This is a genomic window from Desulfobacter sp., from assembly GCA_028768525.1.
Lineage (GTDB): Bacteria > Desulfobacterota > Desulfobacteria > Desulfobacterales > Desulfobacteraceae > Desulfobacter.
On the sequence record CP054837.1, the window covers coordinates 4588900 to 4606651 of the forward strand.

The following is a 17752-nucleotide window of genomic DNA, read 5'->3' on the forward strand; positions in this document are numbered from 1 at the left end:
TTTGTTAGGTGATTATGTTGGAATGTAAAGTAGTACAATTATTGCCGGCCGGGCAGGACCGTCCGCCGGTGAAAAACTTAAATTTTAATTTGGAGGATTAGGATGAAAAAAATTGTTTATCTGATGCTATGCCTTTTTATGGCCCTATCTTTCACTGTCTGCGCCGGTGCAAAGACATTGAAAGTCGGCCTGGATGCTGACCCGGTTTCCCTGGATCCCCAGGTTCAGCTTTCCGGCGGTATGCTTCAGCTTTCCCACTGGGTGTTTGATCCCCTGGTACGCTGGACCCAGGAACTGACCTTTGAACCCCGTCTGGCCACCAAATGGGAGCGCCTGGACGACCTGACCATGCGGTTCTACCTGAGAAAAGGCGTCAAGTTTCATTCCGGCAACCCCTTTACTGCCAAGGATGTAAAATGGTCCTTTGACCGCATGAGAAAATCCGCCGACTTTAAAGGCCTTCTGGAACCCTTTGACGGCTGCTACGTCGTCGATGACTACACTGTTGACGTTAAAACCAAGAAGCCCTATGCCCTCCTGCTGAACATGTCCACCTATTTCTTTGCCATGGACTCCAAGTTCTACACCGGCACCGATGCCAACGGTCAGCCCAAGGACATGATCCTCAAGGTCGGTGAATCCTTTGCCCTGAACAACGCTTCCGGCACCGGCCCCTTCATCGTGACCAAGAGAGAGCACAATGTGGTTCTTGAAATGAAAAGAAATGCCAACTACTGGGACAAAAACTGCCCGGGCAACGTTGACAACTTCATCCTCACCCCCATCAAGGAAAACGCCACCCGCGTGGCAGCCCTGCTTTCCGGCGATGTTGATTTCATCTCTCCGGTTCCCCCCCAGGATTTCAAACGGATCCATAAAGACGACAAGGTAAAACTGGTCACCATCTCCGGCGGCCGTATCATCACCTTCCAGATGAACCAGAACCGTAACGAGGCCCTCAAAGACGTCCGCGTCCGCCAGGCCATTGTCCACGCCGTCAACAATACCGGTATCGTTAAAAAGATCATGAAGGGCACCGCCACTGTCGCCGCCCAGCAGGGTCCCAGAGGTTACGCCGGCTATAAAGCCGAACTCAAACCCAGATACGACCTGGACAAAGCCAAGGCTCTGATGAAGGAAGCCGGCTATGCCAACGGTTTTGAAGTCACCATGATGGCCCCCAACAACCGTTACGTCAACGATGCCAAGATCGCCGAAGCCACTGCTCAGATGCTGGGTAAAATCGGTATCAAGGTAAATCTGAAAACCATGCCCAAGGCCCAGTACTGGAACGAATTCGACGCCAGAGCCGCCGACATCATGATGATCGGCTGGCATTCAGACACCGAAGACTCCGGCAACTTCTCCGAGTTCCTGATGATGTGCGAAAACAAGGAAACCGGTTACGGCCAGTACAACTCCGGCTACTGCAATCCCAGAGTGGATGAACTGACCCTTGCCGCCCAGTCTGAAACCGACCTGGACAAACGGGCAAAAATGCTCCAGGAAATTGAGCAGATCCTCTATGATGATGCTGCCTTCATCCCCTTCCACTGGCAGAACCATTCCTATGGCGCCAAAAAGAACATCCGGGTTAAACCGATCATCAATGCCATGAACTTCCCCTACTTCGGAGACCTGGTCATCGAATAGCTGAGGATACATTGATCCCAGGATCAATTGTCTGACGATTCACTGTTCGACAACAACCACACATCGTCCTTCCGGGAGCTTTCCCGGGAGGACGATGCCTAAAAAGAAAAGTTAAAACACATGTTTGCATTCATAGTACGAAGAGTCATCCAGGCGGCGGTGGTCATGATGGTCATCAGCCTGGTGGGATTTTCAATCAAGGACCAGATCGGGGATCCGGTCCGGGACCTGGTGGGCGAGCGGGTAACCCCGGCCGAAAGGGCCGAGATCGCAGAGCAGATGGGTCTTAACGATCCTTTTTTTACCCAGTATTTCCGGTTTGTGAAAAATGCCGTGACCAAGGGGGACCTGGGCCGTTCCTTCCTCTATAACAAACCCAACCTGGAGGTGATCCTCCACCATGCCCCGGCCACCATTGAACTGGTATTCGGCACGGCACTGATCATTATTTTCATTTCCCTGCCCCTGGGGGTCTACTGCGCCCTGCGGCCACGAACGCTGTTATCCCGGTTTACCATGAGTTTTTCCACCCTCGGGGTCTCGATGCCGGTCTATCTGACGGCCATCCTGCTGATTTTCCTTTTTGCCATCCAGTGGCAGGTGCTGCCCTCCTACGGAAGGGGCGAAACCATAGATATTTTCGGCCTGGGGTGGTGGAACTCCGGTATGCTCACCATTGACGGACTTAAACATCTCATCCTGCCCTGTGTCTCTCTTTCCACTTTAATGCTGCCCCTGTTCATCCGCCTGATCCGTTCTGAAATGATGGAGGTTCTGGAAACCGAATACATTAAATATGCCTGGGCCAAAGGGCTGGCGCCTTCACGGGTCTGGATGGTCCATGCCTTTAAGAACACCCTGCTGCCGGTGATCACGGTATTCGGGGTTCAGATCGGGATCATGTTTGCCTTTACCCTGCTCACGGAGCTGGTATTCCAGTGGCCGGGCATGGGATTCATGTTTCTGGAGGCTGTGCACCGGGCGGATATTTCGCTTCTCATCGCCTATCTGGTGGTGGTGGCCTGTCTGTTCGTATTTGTTAATACGGTAGTGGATGTCCTCTACGGCTTTATTAATCCCACCGTCAGAATTACAGGGACAAAATGAAAACTAAACTTGAAAAATTTAAAGAATCTTATTTTCTATACAGCTTTAAGCGGGACAAGGTGGCGATTTTCTCCTTTATTGTCCTGACCATATTTTTGATTCTGGCATTAACGGCACCCTGGATTTCTCCCATGAATCCCTACGATGCCGCCAACATAGATATCATGAATTCGGAGATCCCCCCGGTGTGGATGGACGACGGCACCAGTGAATTTATTCTGGGCACGGACAACCAGGGCCGCGACATGCTCTCCACCATGCTCTACGGCCTTAGAACCTCAATCATCATCGGCCTGGGCGCCGTGGCCCTCCAGGGCATCATCGGCGTTGTTGTGGGACTGCTGGCCGGATACATGGGGGGGAAGACCGATGCCATTCTCATGCGTCTGGCCGATATCCAGTTCTCTTTTCCCTATCTTATGGTGGCCATTTTCATGTCCGCCATCTTCCAGGTGGTTTTCGGACTGGGCAGTTTTGAGCGGCTGGCCGTTCCCCTGTTGACTCTTATCATCGGGCTGTCCAACTGGCCCATGTTCGCCCGGACCATCCGGGCCTCTGTCATTGGCGAAAAGAACAAGGAGTATGTGGAAGCGGCAAGGGTGATCGGCCTGCCCAAGTGGACCATCATGTTCCGCCACATCCTACCCAACTCGCTGACCTCTGTGATGGTCATTTCCACCATCCAGGTGGCCAACGCCGTCATGAGCGAGGCGGCCCTCTCCTTTCTGGGGCTGGGTATGCCTGTGACCAAACCCTCCCTTGGTTCCCTGATCCGGGCCGGCCAGGAATTTTTCTTTTCAGGTTCCTGGTGGATCACCATCTTCCCCGGTATCTGGCTGGTGGTCTTTGTCCTGGTCATCAATCTGCTGGGCGACTGGCTCAGGGACGTTCTCAACCCCAAACTCTACAAAGGATAGGGAGGATTTCATGTCACATCTGTTAGAAGTAAACGACCTTGAGGTGAAATTCGCCCTGAGGTTCGGAGATATCACCGCCATCGACGGGGCCAGCTTTACCCTGGATGCGGGCGAACGTTTAGGGCTGGTCGGGGAGAGCGGGGCCGGAAAATCCGTCACCGGCTTTTCCATCATCAACCTGATTTCCAAGCCGGGATTTATTTCCAGGGGCAGCATCTTTTTTGAGGGCAATGAGATTTCAAAATATTCCGATGCCAAGATGCGCAAAATCCGCGGCAACCGGATTGCCATGATTTTTCAGGACCCCATGATGACCCTGAATCCGGTATTCACCATCGGCTACCAGATGGTGGAAACCATCCTGGCCCATAAAAATGTTTCTAAAACCGAGGCAAGGAATATTGCCCTGGAGAAGCTGAAAAAAGTCCAAATCCCCTCCCCTGAAGAGCGGCTGGACCAGTATCCCCACGAATTGTCCGGAGGGATGCGCCAGCGGATCATCATCGCCATCTCCCTGCTGGTGGATCCGGCCATTATCATTGCCGACGAGCCCACCACAGCCCTGGACGTTACCATCCAGGCCGAAATCATGGACCTGCTTCAGGAACTGTGTGAAACGGAAAAAATGGGCCTGATCCTCATCACCCACGATTTGGGGGTGGTTTCCCAGGTGACGGAAAAAATTGCGGTCATGTACGCCGGTAAGGTCATTGAATACGGCCCTACGGATGCGGTGGTGCATCATCCGGTTCACCCTTATACCAGCGGGTTGATCGGTTCCATCCCCGGCTCCATTCCCCCCGGGGAAGACTTGAAACAGATTCCGGGCATGATGCCCACCCTGACGGCCATTCCGCCGGGATGCGCCTTCAACCCCAGGTGCGAGCTTTGCCAGGATATCTGCACTAAAAAAGTGCCGGTCCTGGAAGATAAGGGCAACGGGATCATGGCGGCCTGCCATATGAAATAGCGAAAAAGGATAGACAATGACGACTGAACAACCTTTAGTAACCATAGACAATGTGGTGAAGCACTTTGATATTTCCGGCGGCCTCCTGGACCAGATGACCTTTAAGGGCGGAAAACTCCAGATTGAAAAGACCACGGTCAAGGCGGTGAATAATGTCTCCCTCTTTGTGAACAAGGGGGAAACCTTAAGCGTGGTCGGGGAGAGCGGCTGCGGTAAATCCACCCTGGCCCGGGTGATCATGGGGCTTTACCCGCCCAACTCAGGTGAGGTCAGGTTTGGCGGGGAGCGTATCGATAACCTCTCCCATGATCAGTGGATGCCCTACAGGAAAAAGATGCAGATGATTTTCCAGGACCCCTACGCCTCCCTGAACCCCAGGAAGACCGTACGCCAGACCCTGGAAGAACCCCTGCGCTTCCATAACCCTAAGATGACGCCGGCGGAGATCTCCGACAAGGCGGCCGACGTCATGGAAAAGGTGGGTGTCGACCCGGCCTGGATCACCCGTTACCCCCATGAATTCTCAGGCGGCCAGCGCCAGCGGATTTCCATTGCAAGGGGCCTGATCCTGGATCCACAGTTCATTGTGGCAGACGAACCGGTTTCGGCTCTGGACGTTTCCATCCAGGCCCAGATCCTCAACCTGCTCATGGAACTGAGAAAAGACCTGGATCTGACCTATCTCTTCATCACCCATGACCTTTCGGTGGTCCACCATATCTCCACCCGGGTGGCCGTGCTCTACCTGGGCACCCTCTGCGAACTGGCCTCGGCCCATGACCTGTTTTACGAGCCCCGCCACCCCTACACCCGGGCCCTGCTTTCGGCCATCCCCAAGGTGGGGGAGAAAGCGGCCAAGCACATCAAGCTAAAGGGCGAGGTCCCCACTCCGGTGCATCTTCCCACAGGTTGCGTCTTTCATGGCCGCTGCGTCTATGCCAACGACCGCTGCAGGCAGGAAGTCCCCGAACTGATCCAGCTGGACAACGGTGGATTCGTGGCCTGCCACGGGGTTGAAGAGGGACGGCCGATGGATTAACTTTTATAAGAATTAATCGCTGATACAGCATTAAAAAGCGCCTCCATCGTACTGCTTTCCCCTTAGCGGAATGTACGGTGGAGGCGTTTTTATTTTTATGTCAATCCGAACTTATTTCCAGGAGAGCACCCATGACCCAAACCCTGAGGGAGCAAGCCGCCCACGGCCTGAAAACAGGCGACACCTTTGTGATCAAGAGAACCTTCAGCCGGGAAGAAACCAATGATTTCGGAGATCTGACCCGGGACTATAACCCGGTTCATTACGATGGGCAGTGGACCCGGTCCAAGGGTTTTGACGGCCTGATCTGCCACGGGCTGCTGGTCGGGGGGATGATCTGTGAATTCGGCGGGCAGGTGGGATGGCTGGCCTCGGGCATGGAATTTAAATTCATCCGGCCGGTGTACTTTGATGAGACCATTGAGTGCCGGATTACCCTGAACCGCTTGGAGGATAACGGCAGGGCAGAAGCCCAAGGTTTGTTTTTCAATGGGGAGGGGGTGCAGGTGGCCCAGGTTCTCCTAAGGGGCATACTGCCCACGGGAAGTGAAAAGGTGCTGTTGGATCAAATGATTTCGGAAGGGGATCCGACAAATAAACTGGCATAATGGGGTGGGGGGCCGCCGATTTTTTTAGCGTCCGCCATTATTCTGCAATTATCTGCTTGACAACCTCCACATTAATACCATATTAATTCGGTATCAATGTGGAGGTGTTATGGTTTCTATTCAGATCGACAAAAAATCGGACCGGCCTTTATACCTGCAGATTTCCGAGCGGATTGCAAAGGCCATATCGGATAATGAACTGTCCCCGGGGGATAAGCTGCCGACGGTGGCAGCATTTTCAAAAGAGATCGGCGTCACCCAGGCCACCGTGCGAAGGGCCTTGGAAGACCTGAAAGAGAAGGGGCTCACCGAAAGCTACGTGGGTCGGGGCACCTTTGTCTCCGCTCCTCCGGAGCCCAAGGCGGATGCTGGTTCAGGCCGGGGCGCAGCCAGTGGCTATGCCCGGTCCGGCCGGGCCGCCTGGCAGTTGAGGCGACGGGTGTCAAAGGGATTGTGTGATCTCATGTGTGCCGCCTCCCGGCCGGGTACCATTGATTTTGCCAAAGGGGTCCCCGATCCCGGGCTCATGGATAAGGGCTTGTTTGCTGAAATGGTCGGCCTGGCCATGAAAACGGATGAAGCGGCCTATCTGCCCTATGGGAAGCTTGAAGGGGATCCGGAACTCAGGGAATTGATTGCCCGGAGGTATAAAGACAGCGGCGTCATGGTTTCGCCGGAGCAGGTCTTGATTACCCAGGGCTCCCAGCAGGGGGCGAGTATCGCCGCCCTGGATGCCGCAGAGCACAGCCGCCATGTGATTATTGAAGCCCCCGGTTTCCAGGGGGTGGTGGATGCCTTTGCCGGGCTGGGAAATTCGGTGTCAACAATCACCAACCTGCCCGGCGTCGATGTGGCGGGCCAACTGGCCGGGGCCCCGTCGGGCAGGGGTGCCATATTGAGTATCTGCCCGGAATTCCAGAATCCCACCGGCGAGGTCATGCCGGATGCCCTGCGCCGGCAGATATCAGACTGGGCAATGGAAGGTGACCACCTGGTGCTGAGTGACGAAATTTTCCAGGATCTGCGTCTGGACGGGGAAGGGCCCGCTTCCATGATGGAGATCCTGGGGCCTGAGCGGACCATTTCAATATCCTCCCTGTCCAAATCCCTGATGCCGGGGCTCAGGGTGGGGTGGATGATCGGGTCGGCCCAGCGGATCGCCGAATTCACAAGGATTAAGCGGCTCATGGCCCAGACCGGGCCGCCCCTGATGCAGGGCGTGGCCGCGGCCTTCCTTAGATCCGGGGCCTTTGATGCCCATCTGGAAAAGACAAAGGAAATTTACGCCCGGAGAAGGGCGGTCATGCTGGGTGCCCTTGATGACCTCATGCCCAAGGGGGTCACATGGGGAAATCCCGGGGGCGGTTTCTATGTATGGGTGACCCTTCCCAACGGATATTCCAGTGTTGCCCTGCTGATCTCCCTGCTTGACAAAGGGGTGAATATGGTGCCGGGACCGGTGTTTGATATGGACCAGCGCTTTGTGAACGCTTTCCGGCTGGGATGGGCCTGGACCGGTGAGGAGGAAATACTTAAGGGGCTTGAACTGATGGCCGATGCCGTCAAGGATCTGTTGGCCGGCGGCCCGGGTGATGCCGGGCTCAGCGGGCTGGGGCAGTTTTAAAAGGAGGACGCCATGGGAAATGACTGGTATTACTATTCATTGATGGCAAAGCAGAAGGATATGGATTTCAGGAGGGAGGCGGAATTAATACGGCTGCGCCGGGCCGCCCGGCCCCGGAATCCAGGACTGGCCGCCGGCATTCGGACCCGGCTGGGAAACCTGCTGATCAAGGCCGGCGAAGCTGTCAAACCCGAATGTGCGGCCCGTTCCTGCTCTTAATGGCCGGTTTTCAGCCGTCCAGCACCTGCCGAACGGTTTCGGCGATGGTTTGCTGGGTCAATGGCTTGAGCAAAAATCCCTTGATATTGGCTGAGGACATTTTTTCACGGGCGATGTTTTCACTGTAGCCGGTGCAGAGGATCACAGGAATATCTGTGCCGGCATTCACTTTTTGGGCAAACTGGATGCCGTTCATTTTGGGCATGGCGAAATCGGTGATGATCAGGTCTGGACGTGCTGGATTCTCTTTGAGGTGGGAAAGCGCCGCCTCGGGGGTAAAAAATGCGGTGACACTGTAGCCCAGTGCGGTGAGGGTCTTTTCAAGAATCCGGGAAAGGGCGATTTCGTCATCCAGCACCAGGATGGATTCGGTGCCCCTTGGGATGGCATCTGGTGACAGGGCCTGAAGCTCTTCGGCCCCGTTTCCGGTACAGGGGAGACGGATGATAAAGGTGGTGCCTTTGCCCGGTTCGCTGGATACCCGGATGCTGCCCCGGTATTGTTCTATGATGCCGTGGACTACGGACAGCCCCATGCCAGTCCCCTGGCCCGTCTTTTTTGTGGTGAAGAATGGATCGAAAATTTTTTCCATGATTTCCGGCGTCATGCCGCAGCCGGTGTCGCTGATGGTGAGCTGGATATAATTTCCCGGTGCCAGCCCATCCCTGTTGATGTCCAGCAGCGCATACATGTTTACCTCTTCCAGGGCGATATCCAGGATACCGGTGTGATCCGGCATGGCATGGAGGGCGTTGGTGCAGATATTAATGATGATGCGGTGGATCTGGGTGGGGTCGGCCATGACCAGGCTGTCGGTTTCCAGGCGTGTTTTTATTTCAATGCCCGCGGGAAGGGAGGCCCGGAGCAGTTTCAGGGCTTCTTTCACCACAGGTTTCAGGTTTAACGGGACCAGTTCATGTTCGCCCTGGCGGCTGAAGGCAAGGATCTGTCCGATGAGATCCTTGGCCCGGAGCGCCGCTTTAACCACCTGGGAGTGGTTGTCCCGCCGTTTTTCTTCCTCCGGTTCATCCATGGCCAGTTCCGTATACCCGATGACTGCGGACAGGATGTTGTTGAAATCATGGGCAATGCCGCCGGCCAACGTACCGATGGCCTCCATCTTCTGTTTCCGGTTCAGTTCTTTTTCCAGTTTCAGCTGCCGGGCCTGGCTCTCCTCCCGTTCATCCATTTCCACCTTAATGCAGTGGTAGGCCCGGGATAGCTCTTTGGTCCGCTCCCTGACCAGTCTGTCCAGGTCTTCGTTGATCCGCCCCACCTTTTCCTTTTCCAGGGTCAGCATATGGGCGGCCAGGTATCGGTATCTGGCATTCATTTCCATGGTATATCCGGCCAGCATACAGAGACATACCGCAGATATGAAAAAGAAATTATTGTTGATGAGAATAATGGCAGGGGTATCCGACAGCCAGAGGGCGGCGATTTCATATAAAATGACAATGGACCATGAGCAGGCGCTGGCCCATAAGAACCGCAGGCTCAGAAATGTATGAACGGTAATGAAAACCAGGATGAGGCCGGCGTAATAGGAATAGGTGGCCGGCGGGTCCGCCAGAATGATCATGTATTCAATGCCCAGGCCGCCGATGAGGCACATGGAGAACAGGAGCGGGGCGCTTCTCTCTTTGAATCCAGGCCGAAATGAGAGGAACAATACCACAAGGGCAAAGGGGATGACCGCCAGATACCGGATGGACCAGAAAACCAGTTTTTTGTCGGGCACCATTACATGGTCCAGGATGCCGAATACCGCATAGAAGAAAACCGCCGCCAGGATGGCCAGGCGTATCCGCCCCAGGGATTCCTTAAAATGAAAATCCAGAAATCCCGGTTCAAGGTCTGCCCATTGGCGGGCAAAGGCCAATGTGAACGGATTAAAAGGCATATACAACAATAGAAAGAACCAAAAGAATTATCAAGTGAATTTTGGATTGGGAATTTGGGTGTCAACTTGACAACTTAGTTGTCAATACCTATATTTTGACCATGAGCCAATTTTAATCCCTGGAGGAACGATATGAATACAGATATATCCCGGCTTGAAACATCCCAGGATAATCCCGGTGTCACCTTTATGCCGCCTTCGGTATTTTTCATCTGCCTTATGGCCGGCGGGCTTTTACACGTCATCCTTCCCCTGGAGCTGCCGCTGCTCTCCGGGCTATGGCCGCGTATCGCAGGGGTTGTGTTTGGGGCGGCCGGCTTTGGGTTCATGTTACTGGCCCATGAAAAATTCAAGTCCGTGGATACCCATGTCCCGACAGATCAGCCCGCCGCCTGCTGCGTGAGTACAGGCGCCTACCGGTTCAGCCGCAACCCCATGTACGTGGGCGGCTCAGCCTTTTTTCTGGGGCTGGGTGCTGCGGCCGGCAGTGTATGGATGCTTGCCGCCTGGCTGCCCCTGGGCATTTACCTGGCCGCCTATGTGGTCCCCAGGGAAGAGGCCTATATGGAAAGGCGGTTCGGGGAGGAGTACCTGGCCTATTGCCGAACGGTCAGGCGGTGGCTGTGAAAACCGGGGAAAGGGCGGTCCGGGGGCGGTTGATCCACAGGCTGTTCCTGGAGGTCTACAGCCTCCATGGCTGTCTTGCCGCCATTACGGACAGGGTCCATGAACAGGCCGGCATGGGGACCCCCCAGCGCCGGCTCATGAAGGTGCTGGAAAAGGAGAATGGCGTCACCGTACCCAGGGTCGCCCTGTCATTGGGAATTTCCCGCCAGTCCGTCCAGAAGACCGCCAATAGTCTCATGGCGGCGGGATATATCCGGAATACGGAAAATCCCATGCACAAGCGGTCCAAACTCCTGGTGCTGACGGAGGCCGGCAGGCAGGCCCTTGACAGGGCCCGGGAAAAAGAGGCCATAATCATTGAGCAGGTGCTGCCAGACCTTGATCCCGGCCAGGCCGATGTGGCCGCCGAACTGCTGGAAAAGATCAGAAAAAAGATTGAAGCCGTCCAACCGAAAGACAACCAAGACGGGTTAAACGGATAACCACGCTATAAGTATTGTTATTCTGTAAAGCCTTTTGCTGTCATCCGGTCACGATTGAGAAAGTATGCCATGCCGGTTTTCATCCTCTTAAAATTGAGGTTTTCGTAAAACCCCTCTTTCCCCGGAGATGCATAGAGAATAACATTACACTCGGGAAGTGCGGATAGCAGTTCTTGTACAATGAGTTTACCAAGCCCGCGGCCTTGGTAATCTTTAATCACTGCACAGTCATAAATGGCGGCCTGGTATGCGCCGTCCGATATCGCCCTGCCAAAACCAACCATTACCTTTCGGTCAAATAAAAAGACAGTGCGGTAACTTGCTTGAAAGGCCTTTTTATGCTTTTGGGGTTCATAGTGTGCCATGCCGACTGATTTCAATGTATCAGCAATCTTATTCCAGTCGATATTTTTTGTATCGTATTTTATTTTAATTTCCATGGTACTTTTTAATGCATCATAATTATGGGTGTGCCGTTGTTGAATAACATGCGGATTTGAATAATATCCAGAGCAGCAAAAGGCAAGGCATTTAAATTGAAATATATGGAGACATTGTGATTGAGCACTGTTCGGGGGGCGGGTTCCGCCCGGTGGTTGAACATTTGTTGCGATGGATTGATTTTTGGCTGGCGGGCGGTTATAAGCATTAAAACAATCATATCAGGAGAGTATCATGCCGGACACCATTGTTGAATCCTGGGAGCAGCTCCAGGATGAATTGTTCAAAGGCTCTTGGAACCAGGCCATTTCCCGCTACCGTTCCCCCTATGTGTTCCGCGGGCTCTCCGACAGCAGCTATCGCCTGGAAACCTCTTTGATGCGCCTGGGCGGGGCCTATTGGCAGCTGGAGAAGCACCTGCTGCGGAATTTCCGGAAATACGCCCAGGCCTCGGTGGCCGGGGATCCGGATTCTTTCTGGCATCTGCTGGCCGTGGCCCAGCACCACGGGCTGCCCACACGGCTTCTGGACTGGACCTATTCGCCCTTTGTGGCCCTCCACTTTGCCCTGGCCAGCCTGGACCGCTTTGACACCGACGGGGCCATCTGGTGTGTAAACAATGAAATGGCCCATGACCGGCTGCCCGGGGTCCTAAAGACCCAGCTCCACACCGAAGGGGCCCAGGCCTTTACCGTTGAACTGCTCACCAGCATCAGCCGCCGGGAACAGGAGTGCGGCCCTGACGGCAGGGGGGGAAGCGGGGGGCAGGCCTTTCACCGGTATGTGGAAACCCTGACCCAGTTTGATTCCCTGGGGGAGCCCGAGGAATTCCTCCTCTTTTTTGAACCCCCCTCCATTGACGGCCGCATCGTCAATCAATACGCCCTTTTTTCCATCATGCCCAATCCCAGGCGGGTGGTGGATGACTGGCTGGAACTTCATCCGGAGCTCTTCAGGCGGATCATCATCCCGGCAGAACTTAAGTGGGAATGCCGGGACAAGCTGGACCAGTGCAATATCACCGAGCGAGTGCTTTTCCCCGGCCTGGACGGCTTAAGCTCCTGGCTGAAACGTCACTACAGCCCCAAGTTTTAATTTTCGCCTTAAGGTTGATTTTTTTTCAGTTGACTTTGCAACTGACTTTGGGTATTCTCAGTTGCAAAGTCAACTGAGGGAGGATTATGGATAATACATTTGTTGAAGAGGCCATTGCACGGCGGATCAATCTGCTGTTCCGGCTCACCATGAGCCATTTGCGAACCGAGATGAAGAAACTTGGGATCGGGGCGGGGGATTACACCTTTTTGATCATCCTCTTTTTTCGTCCCGGGCTGAGCCAGGATGAAATGTCCAGGATCGTCCATGTGGATAAATCCTATACGGCCAGGGCCGTGGCCAAGCTGGAGAAAATGGGGCTGCTGGAGCGCAGGCCCGACCCGGACCAGCACCGGGTCAAGCGGGTGTTTTTGACCCAGCGGACCCGGGATATGGAAGGGCAGTTTTTAGGGGTGCTCAAGGGCTGGCACGATACCCTGGTCAAGGATATCGATCCTGATCATATGAAAATCATCCGGGAGGGCCTGGACAAGATGATGGACAACGCCTGCCTTTCCCTCTACGGCCGGCCGCCGGAATCCTTTACGGGTGAAATAGGAAAATAAGCCATGAAATACATCAAGCGACTGGTGATCATCCTTCCGGTGATCTGCGGCATCGGGTTCCTTGTGGTGATGGAGGCCAATAAGAAACCGCCGGTGCGCCTGGAAAACCGGGAGCGGGTCCGGGCGGTGCGGGTGATGCCCCTGGAAAAGGGGATTGTGGTACCCAGAACCCTGGGGTATGGGTATGTACAGCCCTACCGGACCTGGCAGGCCATCCCCGAGGTCAGCGGCCAGGTGGTCTTCATGGATGAAAAGATCAAAAAAGGGCATTTCATCAAAAAGGGCGAGCTGCTTTTTAAAATTGATACCCGGTCCTACGGCCTGGCCGAATCCAAAGGGGTGGCCGAGGTCATGAATCTGGATGCCCGGCTGAAGGAATTGGAGCAGTCCAGAAAGAATACCCAACGGCTGCTGGCCATTGAGCAAAAGGCACTGATGCTGGCAGCCCAGGAACTGGAACGGAAACGCAAACTCTTTGACCGCCAGTTTATCTCCGCCTCTGACCTGGAAAGGGAAGAGACCAGTTTCCTGGCCCGGCAGACCGCGGTGAACAATTTTAAAAACACCCTGAAGCTGATACCGGCCCAGAAAAAGGCCCTGCTGGCCCAGAAGCGGTCCGGGGAATCCTCGGTGGCCGAGCGCCGCCTGGATGTGGCCCGGACACAAATCCTTGCCCCCTTTGACGGACGGGTATCCAAGGTGAATGTGGAGCAGATGCAGTTTGCCCCGGCAGGGAGCGTCATGCTGGAGGCCGAGGGCATCGGCCGGGCGGAGGTGCCGGTCCAGCTGACCCCCCGCCAGTTTCTCAAACTGATGCCCAGGGACAGTGTAGAAGCCTTTACCCGGATTCCGGAAATCGATACCATCCGCCGGGCCATGGGCATTTCGGCAAAGGTGAGGCTGCCCCTGGACACCGGACGGACCATTGAGTGGGAGGGACTATTTTCCAGAACCGGTGAAGCGGTCGATCCGGCCACGGGTGCCCTGACCTTTTTTGTCACAGTGGATACCCCCTATGCCGGTGTGATTCCGGGCAAGCGGCCGCCCCTGGCTACCAATATGTACGTGACCGTGGAATTATCCGGCAGGCCCCTGGCCGGCCGGTTTGCCCTTCCGAGAAGCGCGGTCCACGACGGCCGTATCTACCTGTGCACCCCGGAGAACCGCCTGGCCGTCCGCAGGGCCGACCCTGAATTTTCCATGGGGGATCTGGTGATCCTCAAGGGCGGGGTGGCCGAGGGCGAACTGCTGGTGCTCTCTGACCTGGTGCCGGCCGTTGAGGGGATGAAGCTGCTCCCTGACCGGGATACCGAAACCATGAACCGGGTGGCGGCGGCTGCCTCAGGGGAGGCCCGCTGATATGAACGCCTTTAAGTCCATGGTGACCTTTCTTGCGGGGCACCCCACGGCCGCCAACCTGCTCATGATTCTTTTCCTGGCCCTGGGGGCCATTTCCGTTGGGGATTTAAAGCGGGAGACCTTTCCCGATTTCGCGGTGGATGCCGTGGAGGTGACCGCCCTCTATCCCGGCGCCACGGCCGAGGATGTGGAATCCTCGGTCTGCCGGCGCATCGAGGATGCCGTGGACAGCGTCAGCTATATCTCCGAGGTGCGAAGCACGGCCATGGAGAATTCCGCCAGGGTGGTCATTGAGATGGAGGAGGAGGGAGACCCCATCCAGTTTCTCAACGATATCAAGACCGAAGTGGAGGCCATAAGCGATTTCCCGGACCCGGTGGAAGACCTCATTGTCAAGCAGATCAACCAGATCGACCCCGTGGTTTCCATTGCCGTGACCGGCCCCATGAGCCCGGTCCACCTCAAGTTTTACTGCGAGGACCTCAAGGAGAGGCTCAAGCGCCTGGATCTCATCTCCCAGGTGGAGATCCAGGGGTTCTCGGACCACGAGTTCCTCATTGAAATTCCCTTTTACGAGATGATGCGCCTGGGGCTGTCCGTCTCGGATATTGAGGCGGCGGTGGCGGCCCAGAACATCGATCTGCCGGCCGGTTCTCTGGAGACCCGGGACAGCGACATCCTCATCCGGTTTTCCGAGGAGCGCAAGAGTGTGCCCGACCTGGGGGACCTGGTGGTGGTGTCCGGCAGGAACGGGGCCGAGATCCGCCTGGCAGATATCGCCGTGATTTCCGACCGGTTCCAGGACGAGGAGAACAAAATCCTGTTCAACGGACGCCGGGCCGGCATCCTCCAGATTAACAAAACCAAGACCGAGGACGCCCTGGACATCATGGATGCCGTTGCCGCCTTCCTGGAGGAGGAGCGGGCCCAGGCCCCCCCGGGGATGTCTTTTGAGCTGACCCAGAATATTTCGAAAATCGTCCGGGACCGGCTGGATATGCTCATTAAAAACGCCTTCCAGGGCCTGGCCCTGGTATTCGGCGCCATGATGCTCTTTTTCCCCTTCCGTTTTTCCTTCTGGGTGGTCATGGGGCTGCCGGTCTCCTTTGCCCTCACCTTTTTTTTCATGAAGTGCATGCACCTCTCCTTGAATATGCTGTCCATGGTGGGCCTGCTCATCGGGGTGGGCATCCTCATGGACGATGCCATCGTCATCGCCGAAAACGTGGCCGCCAACCTGGAAAAGGGGAAAAGCGGATTCCGCGCCACCGTGGACGGGATCACCCAGGTGGCCCCGGGGGTGCTCTCCTCATTTCTGACCACCTGTTTTGTCTTCGGGGCCCTGGCCCTGAGCATGAAGGGGGATATCGGCAAGGTGCTTTACGTGATCCCGGTGATTCTCATCCTCACCCTTTCCGTGAGCCTGGTGGAGGCCTTCTGCATCCTGCCCAACCACCTGGCCCATTCCTTGCGGCACAACGGCAAAATCATGAAGGGGGGGCGCCTGCGCAGGTTAATTGACCGTACCCTGGACGGTATCAGGGAAAAGATTCTGGGCCGGCTGGTGGATCTGGCCATTGATTTCAGGTATCTTTTTGCGGGGGGGGTGATCTTCGCCTTTATCGCCTCGGTGGCCATGCTGGCCGGGGGCGTCCTCAAGGTCCGTGCCTTCCCCGAAATAGACGGGGATGTGCTCCAGGCCCGGCTGCTTTTGCCCCAGGGCACCCCCCTTGAACGGACGACCCGCTATGTGGACCGGCTGCTGGACAGTGCCGAACAGATCAATAAGGAATACTCCCCGGCCCAGCCCGGCGGGGCCGCCCTCATTGAACATATAGCGGTTCTTTACAACACCAACGCCGACGCCGGGGAAACCGGCCCCCATGTGGCCACGGTCTCCCTGGACCTGCTCAGCGCCGAGGTGCGCACCGCCACCATCGACGAGATCATCCACCGGTGGCGGGAACTCACCGGGGAGATTCCCGACGCCATCGCCCTGGCCTTTAAGGAACCGGCCATCGGCCCCGGCGGCCTGCCCATTGAGATCCGGCTTTCGGGCACCGACCTGGGCCGGCTGAAACAGGCGTCCACCCGGCTCATCGACTGGCTCTACCAGTACGATGGCGTCTTTGACCTCTACGATGACCTGCGGCCGGGCAAACCCGAGTTCCGGGTCTCCCTGAAAGAGGGGGCCAAATCCAGGGGATTCACGGCCAGGATGGTTTCCTCCCAGCTCCGGGCGGCCTTTTACGGGGCCACGGCCAGCGAAATAATCGTCCGGGACGAGTCCTATGAGGTCAACCTCAGGATTGCCGGCAGGGACCGGGCCGGCATTGCCGATCTTGAAAATTTTTACCTGGTCAGCCCCCAGGGCAAGCGGGTGCCCCTGACATCGGTGGCCCGGATTTCCCGGGACCGGGGATTTGCCGGCATCCGCCGGGTGGACGGGATCCGGACCGTCACCATTACCGGCGACCTGGACACCACCGTGGCCAATGCCGTCGATATTATCAACGATACCAAAAAACGGTTTCTGCCCGGGCTGAAAGAGGAGTTCCCCGGGATTTCAACGGGGCTTGAGGGCCAGGAAAAGGAGCTGAAAGCCTCCATGGGCGGCATGATAAAGGCCCTTGCCATCGGTATCTTCGGGGTCTTTTGCCTGCTCAGCTTTCAGTTTAAGTCCTACCAGGAACCCCTGGTGGTCATGGTGACCATCCCCTTTGCCTTCATCGGGGTGATCTGGGGACACCTCATCATGGGACTGGAACTGGCCATGCCCAGCATCATGGGCTTTATCTCCCTGGCCGGCATCGTGGTCAACGATTCCATCCTTTTGGTGACCTTTGTCAAACAGCATACCGCCATGGGTGAATCCGTGGCCCAGGCCGGGAAAAATGCCTCCAGGGAACGGTTCCGGGCGGTGATGCTTACATCGCTCACCACCATCGCTGGCCTGTTGCCCCTGCTGTCGGAGCGGTCCCTCCAGGCCCAGGTCCTCATTCCCCTGGCCTGTTCCATTGTTTTCGGCCTGCTGGTCTCCACCGTACTGGTGCTGGTGGTGGTACCCTGCCTCTACGCCATCCTGGGGGATTTCAACCTGGTGCGGATTTCGCCTTCCGAAGGGGTAAATGCTGAATAACCG

At 56.0% G+C, this 17752-nt stretch carries 16 protein-coding genes; 14 read left to right on the top strand and 2 right to left on the bottom strand.

Going from position 1 to position 17752, the window contains the following annotated elements:
* Nucleotides 1-102 precede the first annotated feature (102 nt).
* The 8 genes from HUN04_20230 to HUN04_20265 all read left to right on the top strand — a co-directional run bounded on the left by HUN04_20230 (nucleotide 103) and on the right by HUN04_20265 (nucleotide 8137).
* Nucleotides 103-1653, top strand: a complete 1551-nt coding sequence (locus tag HUN04_20230) for an ABC transporter substrate-binding protein (protein ID WDP91912.1) — start codon at nucleotides 103-105, stop codon at nucleotides 1651-1653.
* A gap of 120 nt (nucleotides 1654-1773) precedes the next feature.
* Nucleotides 1774-2760 carry an ABC transporter permease gene (locus tag HUN04_20235; protein WDP91913.1) on the top strand — a complete coding sequence of 329 codons (987 nt, stop codon included), beginning with the start codon at nucleotides 1774-1776 and terminating at the stop codon, nucleotides 2758-2760.
* Entirely contained in the window at nucleotides 2757-3677 is a 921-nt protein-coding gene (locus HUN04_20240) for an ABC transporter permease (GenBank protein WDP91914.1), read from the top strand. The genes HUN04_20235 and HUN04_20240 overlap by 4 nt, the downstream gene beginning before the upstream one ends.
* Before the next feature lie 10 nt (nucleotides 3678-3687).
* On the top strand, nucleotides 3688-4647 hold the full coding sequence (locus HUN04_20245) for an ABC transporter ATP-binding protein (GenBank protein ID WDP91915.1): 960 nt from the start codon (nucleotides 3688-3690) through the stop codon (nucleotides 4645-4647).
* 16 nt (nucleotides 4648-4663) lie between these two features.
* Nucleotides 4664-5686 carry an ATP-binding cassette domain-containing protein gene (locus HUN04_20250; protein ID WDP91916.1) on the top strand — a complete coding sequence of 341 codons (1023 nt, stop codon included), beginning with the start codon at nucleotides 4664-4666 and terminating at the stop codon, nucleotides 5684-5686.
* A gap of 131 nt (nucleotides 5687-5817) precedes the next feature.
* Complete coding sequence (locus tag HUN04_20255) at nucleotides 5818-6294, top strand: acyl dehydratase (protein ID WDP91917.1); 477 nt, start codon at nucleotides 5818-5820, stop codon at nucleotides 6292-6294.
* A 109-nt stretch (nucleotides 6295-6403) separates the two neighbouring features.
* Entirely contained in the window at nucleotides 6404-7918 is a 1515-nt protein-coding gene (locus tag HUN04_20260) for a PLP-dependent aminotransferase family protein (protein WDP91918.1), read from the top strand.
* Nucleotides 7919-7930: 12 nt separating this feature from the next.
* On the top strand, nucleotides 7931-8137 hold the full coding sequence (locus HUN04_20265; protein WDP91919.1) for a hypothetical protein: 207 nt from the start codon (nucleotides 7931-7933) through the stop codon (nucleotides 8135-8137).
* Between the two features lie 10 nt (nucleotides 8138-8147).
* On the opposite strand, the gene HUN04_20270 is transcribed toward HUN04_20265, so the two are convergent.
* Nucleotides 8148-10040, bottom strand: a complete 1893-nt coding sequence (locus HUN04_20270) for a response regulator (GenBank protein ID WDP91920.1) — start codon at nucleotides 10038-10040, stop codon at nucleotides 8148-8150.
* A gap of 132 nt (nucleotides 10041-10172) precedes the next feature.
* Here HUN04_20270 and HUN04_20275 point away from each other — a divergent pair, with 132 nt between their 5' ends.
* Both HUN04_20275 and HUN04_20280 read left to right on the top strand, forming a co-directional pair.
* On the top strand, nucleotides 10173-10667 hold the full coding sequence (locus tag HUN04_20275; GenBank protein WDP91921.1) for an isoprenylcysteine carboxylmethyltransferase family protein: 495 nt from the start codon (nucleotides 10173-10175) through the stop codon (nucleotides 10665-10667).
* Nucleotides 10640-11149, top strand: a complete 510-nt coding sequence (locus HUN04_20280; protein ID WDP91922.1) for a winged helix-turn-helix transcriptional regulator — start codon at nucleotides 10640-10642, stop codon at nucleotides 11147-11149. Before HUN04_20275 ends, HUN04_20280 begins: the two co-directional genes overlap by 28 nt.
* A 17-nt stretch (nucleotides 11150-11166) precedes the next feature.
* Here the strand turns inward: HUN04_20280 and HUN04_20285 are convergent, their stop codons facing one another.
* On the bottom strand, nucleotides 11167-11589 hold the full coding sequence (locus tag HUN04_20285; protein WDP91923.1) for a GNAT family N-acetyltransferase: 423 nt from the start codon (nucleotides 11587-11589) through the stop codon (nucleotides 11167-11169).
* A gap of 235 nt (nucleotides 11590-11824) precedes the next feature.
* Between HUN04_20285 and HUN04_20290 the strand changes: the two genes are divergently transcribed.
* From HUN04_20290 to HUN04_20305, 4 genes are all read left to right on the top strand, one after another.
* Complete coding sequence (locus HUN04_20290; GenBank protein WDP91924.1) at nucleotides 11825-12685, top strand: FRG domain-containing protein; 861 nt, start codon at nucleotides 11825-11827, stop codon at nucleotides 12683-12685.
* Between the two features lie 86 nt (nucleotides 12686-12771).
* A complete protein-coding gene (locus tag HUN04_20295; GenBank protein ID WDP91925.1) occupies nucleotides 12772-13251 on the top strand; it encodes a MarR family transcriptional regulator in 480 nt (159 codons plus the stop codon).
* Between the two features lie 3 nt (nucleotides 13252-13254).
* A complete protein-coding gene (locus HUN04_20300) occupies nucleotides 13255-14610 on the top strand; it encodes a hypothetical protein (protein ID WDP91926.1) in 1356 nt (451 codons plus the stop codon).
* 1 nt (nucleotide 14611) lies between these two features.
* Nucleotides 14612-17749 carry an efflux RND transporter permease subunit gene (locus tag HUN04_20305; GenBank protein ID WDP91927.1) on the top strand — a complete coding sequence of 1046 codons (3138 nt, stop codon included), beginning with the start codon at nucleotides 14612-14614 and terminating at the stop codon, nucleotides 17747-17749.
* Nucleotides 17750-17752 lie beyond the last annotated feature (3 nt).